Source organism: Micromonospora sp. AMSO12t (genome assembly GCF_008806585.1).
Classification (GTDB): Bacteria; Actinomycetota; Actinomycetes; order Mycobacteriales; family Micromonosporaceae; genus Micromonospora; species Micromonospora reichwaldensis.
This window is the reverse complement of sequence record NZ_WAAS01000152.1, coordinates 1-15,481: the sequence shown is the minus strand read 5'-3', so window position 1 is coordinate 15,481 and position 15,481 is coordinate 1. Positions and strand designations below refer to the sequence as shown.

Genomic DNA, 15,481 nt, shown 5'->3' with positions numbered 1-15,481 from the left:
GTTAGGCCCGGGTGATCGTTAGGGCGTCGGTGGTGGGTGTCAGGTCGACGCTGACCGTGTCGCCGTCGCGGATCTGGCCCGACAGGAGTGCCTTGGCGAGTTGGTCGCCGATCGCCGTCTGGACCAGGCGGCGCAGTGGGCGGGCGCCGTAGATCGGGTCGTACCCGTGCTCGGCGAGCCAGACCCGGGCCGGCTCGGTGATCTCCAGGCCGAGGCGGCGGTCGGCGAGACGCTTGCGCATCCGGTCGAGCTGGATGTCGACGATCGCCCGCAGGTCGTCCCCGAGCAGCGCGGCGAAGACCACGATGTCGTCGAGGCGGTTGAGGAACTCCGGCTTGAAGTGCGAGCGGACCACCGCCAGGACACCCTCCCGGCGCTGCTCCTCGGCCAGCGTCAGGTCGCCGATCACCGACGAGCCCAGGTTGGAGGTGAGGATCAGGATCGCGTTGCGGAAGTCCACCGTACGGCCCTGCCCGTCGGTGAGCCGGCCGTCGTCGAGCACCTGGAGCAGGATGTCGAAGACGTCCGGGTGGGCCTTCTCGACCTCGTCGAGCAGGATCACCGAGTACGGCCGGCGGCGCACCGCCTCGGTGAGCTGGCCGCCCTCCTCGTAGCCGACGTAGCCGGGCGGGGCGCCGACCAGCCGGGCGACGGAGTGCTTCTCGCCGTACTCGCTCATGTCGATGCGGACCATGGCCCGCTCGTCGTCGAAGAGGAACTCGGCGAGCGCCTTGGCCAGCTCGGTCTTGCCGACGCCGGTCGGGCCGAGGAAGAGGAAGCTGCCGGTCGGGCGGTCGGGGTCGGCGACGCCGGCCCGGGCGCGGCGGACCGCGTCGGAGACCGAGCCGACCGCCTCGGCCTGACCCACCACGCGGGTGCCGAGCGACTCCTCCATCCGCAGCAGCTTGGCGGTCTCGCCCTCCAGCAGCCGGCCGGCGGGGATGCCGGTCCAGGAGGCGACCACGGCGGCGATGTCGTCCGCGCCGACCTCCTCCTTGAGCATCGCGCCCTCGGCCTGGAGCCGGGCCAGCTCCTCCTCGGCCTGCTTCAGCTCGTTCTTGAGGGCGGGAATCCGGCCGTAGCGCAGCTCGGCGGCCCGCTCCAGCTCGCCGTCGCGCTCGGCCCGCTCGGCCTCACCGCCGAGCCGCTCCAGCTCCTCCTTGGCCGTGGAGAGCTTGGTGATGTGGCTCTTCTCCAGCTGCCAGCGCTCCGACAGGACGGTGAGCTGCTCGCGCTTGTCGGCCAGCTCCTTGCGCAGCCGCTCCAGCCGCTCGGCGGAGGCGGCGTCCGGCTCCTTGGCCAGCGCCATCTCCTCGATCTCCAGCCGGCGCACCGCCCGCTCGATCTCGTCCACCTCGACGGGCCGGGAGTCGATCTCCATCCGGAGCCGGGACGCGGACTCGTCGACCAGGTCGATCGCCTTGTCCGGCAGGAACCGGTCGGTGATGTAGCGGTCCGACAGGGCGGCGGCGGCGACCAGGGCGGCGTCGGTGATCCGTACGCCGTGGTGCACCTCGTAGCGCTCCTTGAGCCCGCGCAGGATGCCGATGGTGTCCTCGATCGTCGGCTCGCCGACCAGCACCGGCTGGAAGCGCCGCTCCAGGGCCGGGTCCTTCTCGATGTGCTCGCGGTACTCGTCAAGCGTGGTCGCGCCGACCATCCGCAGCTCACCGCGGGCCAGCATCGGCTTGAGCATGTTGCCGGCGTCCATCGAGCCCTCGCCCTTGCCGGCGCCGACGACGGTGTGCAGCTCGTCGAGGAAGGTGATGACCTGCCCGTCGGAGTTCTTGATCTCCTCCAGGACGGACTTCAGCCGCTCCTCGAACTGCCCCCGGTACTGCGCGCCGGCGACCATCGCGCCCAGGTCGAGCGAGACGAGCTTCTTGTTCCGCAGCGACTCGGGCACGTCACCGGCGACGATCCGCTGGGCCAGGCCCTCCACGATGGCGGTCTTGCCGACGCCCGGCTCACCGATGAGCACCGGGTTGTTCTTGGTACGCCGCGACAGCACCTGGATCACCCGGCGGATCTCCGAGTCCCGGCCGATAACCGGGTCGATCTTGCCGTCGCGGGCGCTGGCGGTCAGGTCCACGCCGTACTTGGCCAGGGCCTGGTAGGTCTGCTCGGGGTCGGCGCTGGTGACCCGCCGGTCCCCGCCGCGTACGGACGGGAAGGCGGCGACGAGCGTCTCCTCGGTGGCACCGGCCGACTTCAGCGCGTTCGACACCGCGCCGCCCACCCGGGCCAGGCCGGCGAGCAGGTGCTCGGTGGAGGTGTACTCGTCGCCGAGCGGCCGGGCGATCTGCTCGGCGGCCCCGATGGCGTTGACGAACTCCCGGGCCAGGGTCGGCTCGGCGATGCTGGAGCCCCGCGCGGCGGGCAGGCCGTCGACCGAGCGCTGGGCCGCCCGGCGCAGCTCGCCGGGGTCGGCCCCGACGGCGCGCAGCAGGCCGGCGGCGGTCGAACCGTCGGTGTCCAGCAGTGACAGCAGCAGGTGCCAGGGCTCCACGGTCGCGTGGCCGCGCTGGTTCGCCAGCGCGACGGCACCGGTGATGGCCTCGCGGCTCCTGGTGGTGAGACGTTCCGTGTTCATGGGCTCCCCCGGATCGGCGTGTCCACTGGAAAGGACACAACCAGAGTTGAGCCTATTCCGCTCAACCCTGACCACGTGAGCTGACTCACACGTGTCCCGCGCGGCGGCCGAATTCTCCGGCCATGAGGTCCGGCCCCTGGCGAGCCGAGCCGTCCGCATCGGTGGCGGAGAAGCACTGACAGATCACTCAGCGACAGGCGCGTCCTGACTGGATCCGCAGGTGACGGCGGGGAGTAGCCTGACCGCGTGCGCGTACGTGTCGAACAGACCGCCCTGCCTGGCATCGGGGTCCGTCACGATCTGCTGACGGAATCCGGCCGCCGCCTCGGCGTCGTCTCCCACCGCAATGGCCGCCGTGACCTCGTCCTGTACGACCCGGACGATCCCGACTCATGTCAGCACGACATACCGCTGACCGACGACGAGGCGGAGGCGCTCGCCGACATCCTCGGGGCGTCGCTGATGCTGGGCCAGCTCTCCGGGCTGCGCGACCAGGCCGCCGGGCTGCTCACCGAGCAGATCGCCATTCCGGCCGGGTCGAAGTACGTCAACCGGAAGCTCGGCGACACGCAGGCACGCTCCCGTACGAGCGCCTCGATCGTCGCGGTGCTGCGCCACGGCGAGGTGATCGCCTCGCCGGACCCGTCCTTCCGCTTCGCAGCCGGTGACGTGGTGGTCGTCGTCGGGACCCGCATGGGCCTCGACGGCGTGACAGCCATTCTCGCCGACAGCGACCCGGACGGCTGAGGCGCGGATGCACCACACGACAACACTGCTCATCGAAGTCGGCGCGCTGCTGTTCCTGCTCGGCCTGCTGGGTCGGCTGAGCCGCCGGATCGGCCTCTCACCCATCCCCCTCTACCTGCTCGCCGGGCTCGCCTTCGGGCACGGCGGCCTGCTCCCCCTCGCCGCCAGCGAGGAGTTCTTCGCGGTCGGCGCCGAGATCGGCGTGATCCTGCTGCTGGTGATGCTCGGCCTCGAATACTCGGCCAACGAGCTCGTCGGCAACCTGCGCGCCGCGGCCCCCGCCGGGCTGATCGACGGGCTGCTCAACGCGCTGCCCGGGGCGGCGTTCGCACTGCTGCTCGGCTGGGACTGGGTCGCCGCGCTGGTGCTCGCCGGCATCACCTGGGTCTCCTCGTCGGGTGTCATCGCCAAGGTGCTCGCCGACCTCGGTCGCCTCGGTAACCGGGAGACGCCGGTGATCCTCTCGGTCCTGGTGATCGAGGACCTGGCCATGGCGCTCTACCTGCCCCTGCTGACGGCCGTGCTGGCGGGCACCGGCCTGCTCGGCGGCGGGATCGCGCTCGGCGTGGCGGTCGGCACCGTGCTCCTGGTGCTGGTGGTCGCCATCCGGTACGGCAACCTGATCTCCACCGCCATGTCGGCGAAGGACCCGGAGGCGCTGCTGCTCGGCGTACTCGGGATGACCCTGCTGGTGGCCGGCATCGCGGCGAAGCTCCAGGTGTCGGCGGCGGTCGGGGCGTTCCTGGTCGGCATCGCGCTCTCCGGGCCGGTGGCACACAACGCCACGGAGCTGCTCACGCCGCTGCGTGACCTCTTCGCGGCGGTCTTCTTCGTCTTCTTCGGGCTGGTCACCGATCCCCGGGACATCCCGCCGGTGCTGCTGCCCGCGCTCGCGCTGGCCATCGTCACCATGGCGACGAAGACCCTCACCGGCTACCTGGCGGCCCGCCGCGTCGGCATCGGCGAACCCGGTCGATGGCGCGCCGGCCTGGGGCTCGTGCCACGGGGTGAGTTCTCCATCGTCATCGCGGGCCTCGCGGTGGCAGCCGGCAGCGTCGAGCCGAAACTGGCGGCGCTCGCCACGGCGTACGTGCTGATCACCGTGGTGACCGGGCCGATGCTGGCACGGCTGCCCGACTTCGCGTGGTTCAAGCGCTGGCTGCGGCAGCGCGGCGCCGCGCAGCGGGCCCAGCCGGCACCCGTGGCGGACTGATCCACGTTGGCCGAGGGCCGCATCGACCGTACGGTCGGGTCGGCCCTCGGCCAACGGATGTCGAATTGCTCCGCGCGGGGTCTACCGCCGATCAGCGCTCCGGGTTACCGTTTCGCCCCAGCAGCCAGAGCTCGCGGGTGGCCGACGCCCGCGCGGGCTCAGAGCGGAAGGTTGGCCGGTGAGCGTGCAGGAGTCGACGTTCCACGGCTTCGCCAACCCCGTCGACCCGACCCCCGCCGAGTTGCGGGCGTGGGCCTACCAGCCGGACTCCGTACCGCTGACCTCGATGCCGCCGGACTGGGACCTGCTGGTCTCCGGTGACCGGCTGGTGGCGGTGCTCTTCGCCCTGGCCATGGACCCGGCCTGCCCGGCGCGCCGGTTCGCGCTGCACTGCCTCTACATCTACGCCGCCGACGGCATCCGGACGAACTTCCGCGCCCACCCGAAGCGGCGCTTCCGCAAGCTCGTGGAACAGGCCGAGCGCGACGGCGACGACCTGATGCGCACCTGGGCGTACAACAGCCGGGCGCTGCTGGCCCGCCCGGAACTCTTCGTCTACCGGGACTGGTGCGAGGGCGGCCTGGTCCGGGAGAACCGCCGCATCGCCTGAGCAACGCAGGCATCGTCCGACGACGACCGGGCCACAGCCCCGCACGGGCGTCCCGGCCCACACCCCGACGACGAACGGGCCGCAGCCCACGAGCGTCCCGGTCCGCGCCCCCGACGACGAACGGGCCGGGACCCCCCGTGGGTCCCGGCCCGCACGTCGGCGGAACGTCAGTGCTCCGATCCGCCCTTTTCGCGGCGTCTCGTCTCGTCGCGTCCCTGCTCGGTGCCGTGGTCGGCCCGGTCGGCGAACGCGCCGTTCTTGACCTTGTCGGTGAAGCGGCCCTCGGTGACCCGGTCGAATTTCTCCCGGACGTTCTTCGCCACCTCTTCGAGCCGTTCCTCCGCCTGCTGGGCAACCTTCCTCGCGGCTTCCGTCATGGCTCCCCCTGCCATTGGAGTCCGGATTAAGCGGGTTGGACCTGATTCGCAGATTAGCGGATCCGGTGCCTCCCCCGCCGGCAAACCGGCAACCGCGACGAGTGGAACACCAGGGGTGTCATCCGGGGGCGGAGACACCCGTGGTGTTCCACTCGTGGCTCAGGCGGAGCGGTGTTCGGCGACACGGCGGACACGACGCGCCTGGAAGGCCTGCCCGCCAGCAACGCGGGCGGTGCGGCGATAGCGGCAGCGACCGACGACGGCACACCCGGAGCCGGAGCCGGAAGGGTGCACGTTCGGGTGCGGCGGACCGGCGGGACCGGCAGTGGCGACCACGCCCGCCACCGGGCCGCCGAGCGGGACGGGAGGACGACCGCGCCCGCCGCGCGGGACGGAAAGACGACCGCGCCCGCCGCGCGGGAGCGGAAAGACGACCGCGCCCGGCCGCGGGAGAGCGGCCGGGCGCGGGAGGTGTCGTCAGCGCTCGGGGCCCCGGCGGGGACGCCAGACCACCAGCGCGGTGGAGGTGCGGTTGGTCGGCACGAGGTCGCTGCCCGGGAAGCGGGCCAGCGCCTCCAGTTCGGCGATCCGCCGGTACGCGGCGTCCAGCTCCGCCTCCAGCCGGGCCACCCGCTGCTGCGCCTGCTCCAGCAGCCGTTCCAGCCCGATGATCCGTTTGACTCCGGCCAGGTTGATCCCGTCGTCCTGGCTGAGCCGCTGCACCTCGCGCAGCAGCACCACGTCGCGGACGCTGTAGCGGCGCCCGCCGCCGGCGGCACGTCCCGGCTGGACCAGGCCCAACCGGTCGTACTGGCGCAGGGTCTGCGGGTGCATCCCCGCCATCCGCGCCGCCACCGAGATCATCAGCACCTTGGCCTCGTAGGCAGGGTCACCCGAGCCGACGAACTCGTCCGACATCCCGCTCACCTCCGCGTGCACTCCACCGAGCCGACTGAACACCGGGTCAACTGAATCGACGTACGCGCGCCTCGAGATGTTCCCGGGCGGCCGGCGGGGTCTGTGCGGCGAAGTCCTCCAACGCCGCTCGCGCCTCGTCGGACACCTTCGCGGGTACCACCACGTCGAGCGTCACCAGCAGGTCGCCCGCCTGACCGTCACGGCGGACCACCCCCTTGCCCCGCGCCCGCAGGATCCGGCCGCTCGGCGTGCCCGGTGGCACCCGCAGGGTCACCGTGCCGTCGAGGGTGGGCACCCGCAGGTCCGTGCCGAGCACGGCCTCCGCGAACGTGACCGGCACCGTCAGCGTGAGGTCGTCGCCGGTACGCCCGAACAATTCGTCCGGCCGCACCTTCACGTGTACGAAGAGGTCGCCCGCCGGGCCACCTCGCGCGCCGGGCTCGCCCCGCCCGGCCAGCCGGATCTTCTGGCCGTCCGCCACGCCGGCCGGGAAACGGACGTTCAGCGTGCGGGTCTTGGTGACCCCGCCGGTGCCCTGGCACTCGGGGCACTTCTCGTCCACGACGGTGCCCACGCCCTGGCAGTTGCGGCACGGCTCGGAGAAGCTGAACGACCCCTGGTTGCGGTTGGCCACCCCGGCCCCGTGGCACACCGGGCAGGTGCGCGGCTGGGTGCCGGGCTTGGCCCCGTTGCCGTGGCAGGTGTCGCACACCCCGGGGGCGCGCAGCGTCAGCGGGAGCGTCACCCCGCGTACGGCGTCGTCGAAGTCGAGGGCCACCTCGGCCTCGACGTCCCGCCCCCGGGCCGGGCCACGGGCCGCCGCCCCGCCGGCGGCGGGACCGCCGGCACCGCCCGAGAAGATCGAGCTGAACAGGTCCTGGAAGCCGGCCCCGCCGAAGCGGCGGTCACCGCCCCCGCCCGCGGCGCCCCCGAACAGGTCGGAGACGTCGAACGGCACGCCGCCGGGCTGGCCGGCGCCACGGGCTCCGCGCCGGAACGCCCCCGAGCCGAACAGCGACCGCAGCTCGTCGTACTCCCGCCGCTTGGCGTCGTCGCCGAGGACGGCGTACGCCTCGGAGGCGGCCTTGAAGCGCTCCTCGGCCTTCGGGTCGCCGGGGTTGTGGTCCGGGTGCGAATCCCGGGCCAGTTTCCGGTACGCCTTCTTGACGTCGTCGGCGGTGGCGGCCTTGTCCACGCCCAGCACGGCGTAGAAGTCCTTCTCGATCCAGTCCTTGGAACTCACCGGTCCACCCCCTTCCCTAGCTGGGGACCGACCGTCCCGCCGGCCCTCTGCGGGCAGGCGGGACGGTCCGGTCGTCGTTCCGCACTACTCCGGGTCGGCGACTGCGACCATCGCGGGCCGCAACAGCCGCTCACCGACCTGGTAGCCCCGACGCATCACCTGTACGCAGGTGGGCTCGGTGACGTCGGCCGAGGTCTGGTGCGCGACCGCCTCGTGCCGGGTCGGGTCGAACGGGTCGCCCTGCTCGCCGAACGGGGTGAGCCCGAACTTGCCGAGCGCCGTGGTGAGCTGGTCGGCCACGCTGCCGAACGGCCCGACCAGGTCGCCGTGCTCGCGGGCCCGGTCCAGGTCGTCGAGGATCGGCAGCAGCGCGGCGAGCACCGCACCGGTTGCCTGCTCGGTGACCAGACCCTTGTCCCGGTCCACTCGCTTGCGGTAGTTGGCGTACTCCGCCGTCACCCGCTGGAGGTCCCGGGTCCGCTCGTCGAGGTCCTTGCGCAGCGCCTCGAGTTCGGCGCCGAGCGCGCTCGGGCCGCCGTCGACCGGCTGGGCCGGGGCGTCCACCACCGGCGGGCCGGTCACCTCGGTCGCCTCGACCTCGATCTCGTCGACGACGACCTCGGACTCCTCGACCAGGCCCTCGGCCGGGGCGTCCGAGCCGGCGTCGGCGGCGGCCGGCTCGGACGTCTCGCTGATCTTGCGGTTGTCACGGATGACGACCCGCGGCCCGTCGCCGGCCTGCTCGGCGGGCGCGGAGCCACCCGGCGCCGACCCGGTCGCACCCGGGTCGGCAGCTCGTGGCTTCTCCGTCATGGGGCTACCTCATCCCTCTGCCGTGGTGCCGTGTCCAGGGACGGATCGTCACTTCTTGTCCTTGTCCTCGTCCACGATCTCCGCGTCGACCACGTCGTCCGCGCCGCCGGCGGGCCCGCCGGCCTGCGTACCGCCGGTCGCCCCGGCGCCCGCGGCACCCGCCGCGCCCGGACCGGCCTCGCCCGGCTGCTCGCCCTGCTGGGCGTAGAGCAGCGAGCCGGCCTCCTGGGAGACCTGCGCCAGCCGCTCGTGGGCCGACTTGATCTTCTCGATGTCCTGGCCGCCGAGCGCGCCGCGCAGCTCACCGAGCGCCTCGTTGATCTTGTCACGGGACTCCGCCGGCAGCTTGTCGCCGCTCTCGGCCAGGAACTTCTCGGTCTGCCACTGGAGCGCCTCGGCCAGGTTGCGGGTCTCGGCCTCCTCGCGGCGACGCTTGTCGTCCTCGGCGTGTTCCTCGGCGTCGCGGCGCATGCGCTCGATGTCGTCCTTCGGCAGCGAGGAGCCGCCGGTGATCGTCATCTTCTGTTCCTTGCCGGTGCCGAGGTCCTTGGCGTGGACGTTGACGATGCCGTTGGCGTCGATGTCGAAGGTGACCTCGATCTGCGGCACGCCGCGCGGCGCCGGCGGGAGGCCGGTCAGCTCGAAGGTGCCGAGCTTCTTGTTGTAGGCCGCGATCTCCCGCTCACCCTGGAACACCTGGATCAGCACCGACGGCTGGTTGTCGTCCGCCGTGGTGAAGACCTCGGAGCGCTTGGTCGGGATGGTGGTGTTGCGCTCGATCAGCTTGGTGAAGATGCCGCCCTTGGTCTCGATGCCCAGGCTCAGCGGGGTCACGTCGAGCAGCAGGACGTCCTTGACCTCGCCCTTGAGCACGCCGGCCTGGAGGGCGGCGCCGACGGCGACGACCTCGTCCGGGTTGACGCCCTTGTTGGGCTCCTTGCCGGTGAGCTGCTTGACCAGGTCGGTCACGGCCGGCATCCGGGTCGAGCCGCCGACCATGATGACGTGCTCGACGTCGGAGACCTTGATGCCGGCGTCCTTCACGGCCTGCTCGAACGGGCCCTTGCAGCGGTCCAGCAGGTCCTGCGTCATCCGCTGGAACTCGGCCCGGCTGAGGGTCACGTCGAGGTGCAGCGGGCCCGCCGCGCCGGCCGTGATGTACGGCAGGTTGATGTTGGTGGTGGTGGCGGCGGACAGCTCGATCTTGGCCTTCTCGGCCGCCTCGCGGAGCCGCTGGAGGGCCATCTTGTCCTGGCCCAGGTCGATGCCGTGCTCGCCGCGGAAGGTCTTCACCAGGTGGTCGATGATCCGCTGGTCCCAGTCGTCGCCACCGAGGTTGTTGTCACCGCTGGTCGACTTGACCTCGACGACGCCCTCGGCCAGCTCCAGCAGCGACACGTCGAAGGTGCCGCCGCCGAGGTCGAAGACCAGGACGGTCTGCTCCTTGGAGCCCTTGTCCAGCCCGTACGCCAGGGCCGCCGCGGTCGGCTCGTTCACGATCCGCAGCACGTTGAAGCCGGCGATCTCGCCGGCCTCCTTGGTGGACTGGCGCTGGCCGTCGTTGAAGTAGGCCGGGACGGTGATCACCGCGTCGGTGATCTGCTCGCCCAGGTACGCCTCGGCGTCCCGCTTGAGCTTCATCAGCGTGCGGGCCGAGATCTCCTGCGGGGTGTACTTCTTGCCGTCGATGTCGACGGACCAGTTGGTGCCGATCTCCCGCTTGACCGAGCGGATGGTCCGGTCCGGGTTCGTCACCGCCTGGCGCTTGGCGACCTCACCGACGAGCACCTCGCCGTTGCGGGCGAACGCGACGATCGACGGGGTCGTCCGCGAGCCTTCAGCGTTGGCGATGACGGTGGGCTCACCGCCCTCCAGAACGCTGACGCAGGAGTTCGTCGTGCCCAGGTCGATACCGACCGCACGTGCCATCTTCGCTTCCTCGCTTCATCACGTTGTGGGCAGGTGACGGGCGACGCCCGTCGAGCTGCCCGGCGGGCGTCGCCCGCAGCGACCCCACCACAAGTTGAGTGAACTTGACTCAATAGTGCCACGCCCCGCGAAATCGTCAAGTCGGGGTTGAGTCGACCCGACGCAACCCCAGGTTCGTACCGATCGGTTGTCTTCCCTTGCATCGGTCGGGCACGCTTTAGCGGTGACGACGCACGGCGATCCCGCCACCCCGGCCGGCACGCCCACCGTCGCAGCCCGCACCGGCCCCACGGACGCCGGGGAGGACCGGCCCGCCACCACCGGGGACGACAGCCTGCCCGCCACACTGGCCGGCCTGCGCGCCGCGATCGGGGCGGCCCGGTTCCCGCTCGCGCTGCCCTCCGCCGAGCCTGCCCGGCGCGCCGGCGGGAGCCTCACCGACCAGCTCGACGACTACCTGCTGCCCCGGCTGCGCCGGCTCGACGCGCCGCTGCTCGTGGTGGTCGGCGGGTCCACCGGCGCGGGCAAGTCCACGCTGGTCAACAGCCTGGTGCAGGCGCGGGTGAGCGCCGCCGGGGTGCTCCGCCCGACCACCCGCTCCCCGGTGCTGGTCTGCAACCCGGCCGACTCGGGCTGGTTCCGCCAGGGCGAGCTGCTGCCCGGCCTCACCCGCACCACCGAGCCCAGCGAGGACCCGCGCACCCTGCAACTGGTGACCGCCCCGGCCCTGCCCGCCGGGCTGGCCTTCCTCGACGCCCCCGACATCGACTCGGTCGTCGACGCCAACCGGGCCCTGGCCGGTCAGCTCCTGGCCGCCGCCGACCTCTGGCTCTTCGTCACCACCGCCGCCCGCTACGCCGACGCCGTCCCCTGGGAGCTGCTGCGCAGCGCCCGGGCCCGGGGCGCGGTCATCGCCATGGTGCTGGACCGGGTGCCTGCGGAGGCGGCCGACGAGATCGCCGCACACCTGTCGGAGATGCTCGCCGCGCAGGAGCTGGGGGCGGCCCCGCTCTTCGTGCTGCCGGAGACCTGGGTCGACGGGCAGGGCCTGCTGCCCGAGCGGGTCACCGCGCCGCTCGCCGCCTGGTTCGCCCGGCTGGCCGCCGACGCCGACGCCCGCGCCGCCGTGGTCCGGCAGACCCTGGACGGCGCGCTCGCCGCGCTGCACCCGGCGGTCGAGGGGCTCGCCGACGCCGCCGAGGAGCAGGTCACCGCCGCCGACGCGCTCGACGAGCGGGTGCTGGCCGCGTACCGGGGGGCGTACCGGACCGTCGGGCAGGGGCTGAAGGACGGCCGGCTGCTCCGCGGCGAGGTGCTGGCCCGCTGGCAGGAGTTCGTCGGCACCGGCGAGTTCTTCCGCACCATGGAGGCCCGCATCGGGCGGCTCCGCGACCGGGTCGTAGCGGCGGTCACCGGCCGGCCCGCGCCCGCGTCCGAGCTGCGGGACGCCATCGAGTCCCAGCTGGTGACCCTGCTGCGGGGCGTCGCCGCCGAGGCGGCCGAGAACGCGTACACCGGGTGGAAGGCGCATCCCGCCGGGGCGGCGCTGCTCGAACCTGAGCTGGCCCACCCCTCCGCCGACCTGCCCGAACGGGCCGAGCGGCTGGTCCGGGAGTGGCAGCGTGGCGTGCTGGAGCTGGTCCGCGCCGAGGGCGGCGACCGCCGCTTCGTGGCCCGGACGGCCGCGTACGCGGTGAACGCCACCGGGCTCGCCGTCATGATCGCGGTGTTCGCCTCGACGGCGTTCATCCCCACCGGGCTGGAGGTGGCCACCGGGGCCGGCACGACCGTCGCCGCGCAGACCGTGCTCCAGGCGATCTTCGGCGACCAGGCCGTGCGTACGCTGGCCGCCAAGGCCCGGGCCGACCTGCTGGACCGGGTGCGGGCCCTGCTCGACGACGAGGCCGCCCGCTACCTGGACCGGACGGCGCAGGCGCGGCCCGCCGCGGACACCGCGGAGGCCCTGCGCGGCGCCGCCAACCGGGTGGAGATCGCCCGCAACCGCAGCGACCTCTCCGGCGCGGCCGTCGCGGGCCCGCCCGGCACCGGGGACGGAGGGTCATGACCAACATCGTCGGGCGGATGCGCGAGGCGTTCCGCGGTGACCAGCGGGTGGACGCCGACGCGCTCGTCGCCCGCCTCGACGCCGTACGCCGGTTCCTGACGGTCGTCGACGGCCACCTGCCGGACGCGCGGCTCGTGTCGGCGCACACCCTCGTCGAGCGGGCCGGCACCCGGCTGGCGCTCTCCCGCGACCACACCGTGGTGGCCCTCGCCGGCGCGACCGGCAGCGGCAAGTCCAGTCTGTTCAACGCGCTCGCCCGAATGGAACTCTCCACGGTCGGGGTGCGCCGCCCCACCACCGGCGTCGCGCACGCCTGCGTGTGGGGGCCGCTCGACGGCGGCAACCGCCTGCTCGACTGGGTGGGCGTGCTGCCCCGGCACCGGTTCGTCCGGGAGAGCGTGCTGGACGGCGACGACGAGTCCGCCCTGCACGGGCTGATCCTGCTCGACCTGCCCGACTTCGACTCGGTGCAGCGGACGCACCGGCTGGAGGTGGACCGACTGCTCGGCCTGGTCGACCTCGTGGTGTGGGTGGTCGACCCGCAGAAGTACGCCGACCGCGTCATCCACACCAACTACCTGCGCGAGTTCCACCGGCACCGGGACGTCACCCTGGTCGTGCTCAACCAGGCCGACCGGCTGCCACCGGCCGAGCTGCCCCGGGTGCTGGCCGACCTGCGCCGGCTGCTCGACTCCGACGGCCTGGACGGCGTACCGCTGCTGGCGACCACCGCCGTCGACCCGGCGGGCATGGTCGGGCTGCGGGAGGCGCTCGAACGCACGGTGGCCGAGCGGCAGGCCGCGCTGCGGCGGCTCCAGGGCGACGTGGACGCGGTGGTGGCCGGGCTCGAAGAGCTGGTCGGCGGCGCCTCGCCGGCCGGGGGACCCGACGACGCCGCCGTCAGCGCGCTGCACCGGGCGCTCGCCGGCGCGGCCGGGGTGCCGGCGGTCGCCGAGGCGGTCGAGCAGGCGTACCGGCACCGGGGCGCCGCCACCACCGGCTGGCCGCTGGTGCGGGGCTGGCGGCGGCTGCGGCCCGACCCGCTGCGCCGGCTGCACCTGCCCGGCCCGGCCGCCGGGCGCGACGAACCGGCGGAGAGCCTCGTCGCCGCGACCTCGGTGCCCGACCCCACCGCAGCGCAGCGCGCGGCGCTCGGGCTGGCGATCCGGTCGGTGGCCGACCGGACCGGGGCGGACCTGCCCGCCGCCTGGCCGGCCGCGGTGACCGCCGCCGCCCGCTCCCGCCTCGCCGACCTACCGGACGCGCTGGACCGCGCGGTGGCCAACACGGACCTGGGCATGGACCGGCGACCGCTCTGGTGGCGGTTCGTCGGCGGCCTCCAGTGGCTGGTGACTCTGGCGGCGCTGGCCGGGCTGGGCTGGCTGGCGCTCGGCTACGCGCTGCGCGCGCTGGGCCTGCCGGCGCTGGAGCACCCGATGGTCGGCGAGGTGCCGCTGCCCACCCTGCTGCTCCTCGGCGGCCTGCTCGCCGGGCTGCTGGTGGCCGCCCTGACCAGGCCGATCGTCCGCTGGGCGGCCCGCCGCGCCCGTCGCCGGGCCGAGCGGCGCCTCACGGACGCGGTGGCGACGATCGGCGAGGAGCACGTGCTGACCCCGGTGCGGGCGGTGCTCGCCTCCTACGCCGAGGCCCGTACGGCCCTCAGGGAGGCCGCCGGCCGCTGAGCCGAAAATCCCGTCCCACGACAACCGCAGGTCGGCGGCGTGGCGGCGCGACGCGGGCCGGACGCTCGGGTCGCTCGTACCGTCCCGGGGCGGGCGGCGGCGTAGGGTCGGTGGATGGGAACGCCTCAGACCCCGTACGACGCGGTGCTGCACGCCGCCCGCGACGTGGCCAAGCTGGACAACGCCCTCGACGCGGAGATGCTCGGCGCGGCCCTGCTCGGCAGCGTCTACTCGGTCGCCGAGACCGAACGTGACGCCGCCGTCCGGGACTTCGTGGCCGGCTTCCTGGCCGCCACCTCCCGCCGCCGCTCGGCCGCGGCGACCACCATCCGTTCCGTGTTCGCCGCGCTGGTGCCCGACGCCGAGGGCACCGACCGGGTCCGCCCGGGCGCCGCCACCCCCGCCTGGGCCAGCCAGCTCGGCCGCGTGCACCTGACCGGCTGCTGGTCCTACGGCGACGTGTACGGCGACCAGACCTCCTACCTGGCGACCTTCGCCTACGACGACCCGGCCGGCGGTTCGGCGCACGCCGTGGTGACGCTGCTCGACCACAACATCGGCATCACCAAGGACGTCTTCGTCGGCGGGCCGCCCGACCGCATCCTCGACCAGGTCCGGCAGATGTGCGCCGGGGACGAGCTGACCTGGTTCCGCGACGAGGACCCGGCCCGGATGCGCGCCGAGGTGAACCGCCACCTGGCGATCACCGACGGCCTCACCGAGCTGCCCGGGGAGGGTTCGCTCGCCACCGACCGCGCCCTGCTCGGCGCCCGGCTGGCGCGGCTGCCCCAGGCCGCCGGAGCGGCCCCCGCGCCCGCCGTCGAGCCGCTGTCGGCCGCCGAGCGTACGGATCTGGTCCGCCGGTTCCTCGCCTCGCCCGAGGCGGCCCGGTTCGGCCTGGACGCCATCGACGGGGCGGAGCTGGCCTCGCTGCACTTCTGCCTCAGCCTGCTGCTGGACCACGCGGCCAGCTTCCCGGACGCCGACCCGCTGCGGTGGAGCCCCACCGTGGCCGGGCTGTTCCTGCTGGACTGGGTGCACCGGCGCGCGGTGCTGGACATGGACGACGCCGCGCTGCTGCCCCGGGTGCTGCGCGCCTGGGCCGGCTACGCCACCCGCAAGCGCGGGCTGCCCGAGCAGGCGGCGACGCAGATCGACACGGCCGTCGAGGAGATGGTGCCGGAGTTCGCCCGCCTCTACAGCACGGGCGAACGCCGCAGCCCCGCCACCGCCGCCGTCGCGCAGCTGATGGCCGACGGCGTCGACCCCGACGACCCGGCCGCCCTCGACG

The 15,481-nt window shown here is 73.5% G+C and carries 12 protein-coding genes; 6 read left to right on the top strand and 6 right to left on the bottom strand.

The window, feature by feature from the left end; genetic code table 11:
• Position 1 precedes the first annotated feature (1 nt).
• On the bottom strand, positions 2-2,593 hold the full coding sequence (gene clpB, locus F6X68_RS20965) for an ATP-dependent chaperone ClpB (protein WP_151455887.1): 2,592 nt from the start codon (positions 2,591-2,593) through the stop codon (positions 2-4).
• A gap of 246 nt (positions 2,594-2,839) precedes the next feature.
• Here clpB and F6X68_RS20960 point away from each other — a divergent pair, with 246 nt between their 5' ends.
• The 3 genes from F6X68_RS20960 (at position 2,840) to F6X68_RS20950 (ending at position 5,163) form a co-directional block, all read left to right on the top strand.
• Positions 2,840-3,340: a cation:proton antiporter regulatory subunit gene (locus F6X68_RS20960; RefSeq protein WP_151455886.1), complete on the top strand. Its 501-nt coding sequence runs from the start codon at positions 2,840-2,842 to the stop codon at positions 3,338-3,340.
• A gap of 7 nt (positions 3,341-3,347) precedes the next feature.
• Positions 3,348-4,553, top strand: a complete 1,206-nt coding sequence (locus F6X68_RS20955; protein WP_151455885.1) for a cation:proton antiporter — start codon at positions 3,348-3,350, stop codon at positions 4,551-4,553.
• Between the two features lie 178 nt (positions 4,554-4,731).
• Positions 4,732-5,163, top strand: a complete 432-nt coding sequence (locus F6X68_RS20950; RefSeq protein ID WP_151455884.1) for a hypothetical protein — start codon at positions 4,732-4,734, stop codon at positions 5,161-5,163.
• 167 nt (positions 5,164-5,330) lie between these two features.
• Here the strand turns inward: F6X68_RS20950 and F6X68_RS20945 are convergent, their stop codons facing one another.
• The 5 genes from F6X68_RS20945 to dnaK form a co-directional block, all read right to left on the bottom strand.
• On the bottom strand, positions 5,331-5,540 hold the full coding sequence (locus tag F6X68_RS20945) for a hypothetical protein (RefSeq protein WP_151455883.1): 210 nt from the start codon (positions 5,538-5,540) through the stop codon (positions 5,331-5,333).
• Positions 5,541-6,017: 477 nt separating this feature from the next.
• On the bottom strand, positions 6,018-6,458 hold the full coding sequence (locus tag F6X68_RS20940) for a heat shock protein transcriptional repressor HspR (protein WP_121399143.1): 441 nt from the start codon (positions 6,456-6,458) through the stop codon (positions 6,018-6,020).
• A gap of 46 nt (positions 6,459-6,504) precedes the next feature.
• Positions 6,505-7,701 (bottom strand): molecular chaperone DnaJ, encoded by a 1,197-nt coding sequence (dnaJ, locus tag F6X68_RS20935; RefSeq protein ID WP_151455882.1) that lies wholly within the window; start codon positions 7,699-7,701, stop codon positions 6,505-6,507.
• Positions 7,702-7,785: 84 nt separating this feature from the next.
• The gene (grpE, locus tag F6X68_RS20930; protein WP_151455881.1) at positions 7,786-8,514 is read right to left on the bottom strand and encodes a nucleotide exchange factor GrpE; all 729 of its coding nucleotides are present in this window, start codon (positions 8,512-8,514) and stop codon (positions 7,786-7,788) included.
• 48 nt (positions 8,515-8,562) lie between these two features.
• Positions 8,563-10,443: a molecular chaperone DnaK gene (dnaK, locus tag F6X68_RS20925; protein ID WP_151455880.1), complete on the bottom strand. Its 1,881-nt coding sequence runs from the start codon at positions 10,441-10,443 to the stop codon at positions 8,563-8,565.
• A gap of 223 nt (positions 10,444-10,666) precedes the next feature.
• Here dnaK and F6X68_RS20920 point away from each other — a divergent pair, with 223 nt between their 5' ends.
• The 3 genes from F6X68_RS20920 to F6X68_RS20910 all read left to right on the top strand — a co-directional run.
• Positions 10,667-12,508 carry a GTPase domain-containing protein gene (locus tag F6X68_RS20920; protein WP_151455879.1) on the top strand — a complete coding sequence of 614 codons (1,842 nt, stop codon included), beginning with the start codon at positions 10,667-10,669 and terminating at the stop codon, positions 12,506-12,508.
• A complete protein-coding gene (locus tag F6X68_RS20915; RefSeq protein ID WP_151455878.1) occupies positions 12,505-14,190 on the top strand; it encodes a GTPase in 1,686 nt (561 codons plus the stop codon). Before F6X68_RS20920 ends, F6X68_RS20915 begins: the two co-directional genes overlap by 4 nt.
• Positions 14,191-14,304: 114 nt before the next feature.
• A partial coding sequence (locus tag F6X68_RS20910; RefSeq protein ID WP_151455877.1) for a hypothetical protein occupies positions 14,305-15,481 on the top strand: 1,177 nt, incomplete at its 3' end.